Below are 1,081 nucleotides of genomic sequence, written 5' to 3' on the forward strand. Positions count from 1 at the left end.
TGGCTGCCCGCCGGTTACAAGCGGAACTTCTGGAATGCCGCTTAGAAGGCGTTCTGCGTGCGTGCTACGACCGGGTGCCGCCCAGGCCGGCGGCGCGGGCACGGCTGATGGCCTCAGCGCGGGAGGCGGCGCCCAGTTTGGCAAGGATGGTGGAGATGTAGTTGCGGACGGTCTTGGAGCTGAGGCCGGCTCGTTCGGCGATGGCGGGGTTGGTGTAGCCGGCCGCGAGCAGGTCGAGGATGTCGTGTTCGCGGGCGGTCAGCTCGGGAAAGGGCTGCCCGGCGGGACGGGCCTTGGTGATCTGGCCGGTCAGGTGTTGCGCGGCGGCGGGGCTGAGCAGGGTCTGGCCGGCCGCGGCGGCCCGGACGGCGCGCAGCAGCTCCTCGCGGTCGGCGCCCTTGATGACGTAGCCGCGGGCGCCGGCTTTGAGGGCGGCCAGCACCGAGGCGCTGTCGTCGTACATCGTGACGATCAGGATGTTCGTCCCCGGCGACTCCTGCAGGATGCGGTGAGTGGCCTCGACCCCGTTCAGGCCGGGCATGCTGATGTCCATGAGCACCACGTCGGGCCGTAGCCCCCTGGTCAGCTCGACGGCCTCCTCACCCGATCCGGCCTCGCCGACCAGCTCCATGTCCGGGTCGGAGGCCAGCACGGCACGCAGACCGTACCGGAAGATCGGGTGGTCGTCGGCGAGCAGGATGCGGATCATGCGGATTCCTTGGCCAGGGGGAGTCGCGCGGCGACGCGGGTGCCGCCGGCGCCGGTGGAGATGGTGAGGGTGCCGCCGAGTTCCTCGGCGCGCTCGCGCATCGACGCGGTGCCCACGCCGGGGCGGTCGGCGGCGGCGATGCCGGTGCCGTCGTCGGACACCGCGACCGTCACCTCGTGCTCGGCCAGCTCCAGGTCGATGATGCAGCGGTCGGCCCCGGAGTGCCGGATGACGTTGGTGACGGCTTCCTGCGCGATCCGGTAGAGCGCCACCTCGACGGCGGCGGGCAGGGCACGCGGCTCGCAAGCGTTCATGATGGCCGTTAAGCCCAATGCCGGGTAGTTAAGGCCCACCGCGTGTTGTCAAGTCGGG

General features: G+C 71.0%; 2 protein-coding genes. Both read right to left on the reverse strand.

Annotation, left to right across the window (positions count from 1 at the left end; all coding sequences use genetic code 11):
* Nucleotides 1-64: 64 nt before the first annotated feature.
* Entirely contained in the window at nucleotides 65-709 is a 645-nt protein-coding gene (locus BSB02_RS39205) for a response regulator (RefSeq protein ID WP_143591787.1), read from the reverse strand.
* A complete protein-coding gene (locus tag BSB02_RS39210) occupies nucleotides 706-1,023 on the reverse strand; it encodes a sensor histidine kinase (RefSeq protein WP_084966075.1) in 318 nt (105 codons plus the stop codon). Before BSB02_RS39210 ends, BSB02_RS39205 begins: the two co-directional genes overlap by 4 nt.
* Between the last annotated feature and the right edge of the window lie 58 nt (nucleotides 1,024-1,081).

This window comes from Thermoactinospora rubra (genome assembly GCF_002093975.1).
Taxonomy (GTDB): Bacteria; Actinomycetota; Actinomycetes; order Streptosporangiales; family Streptosporangiaceae; genus Nonomuraea; species Nonomuraea rubra_A.

What these genes read in the sequence shown, in the direction of transcription:
- BSB02_RS39205 (WP_143591787.1), bottom strand. Translation starts at nt 709, where the DNA reads ATGATCCGCATCCTGCTCGCCGACGACCACCCGATCTTCCGGTACGGT.
- BSB02_RS39210 (WP_084966075.1), bottom strand. Translation starts at nt 1,023, where the DNA reads ATGAACGCTTGCGAGCCGCGTGCCCTGCCCGCCGCCGTCGAGGTGGCG.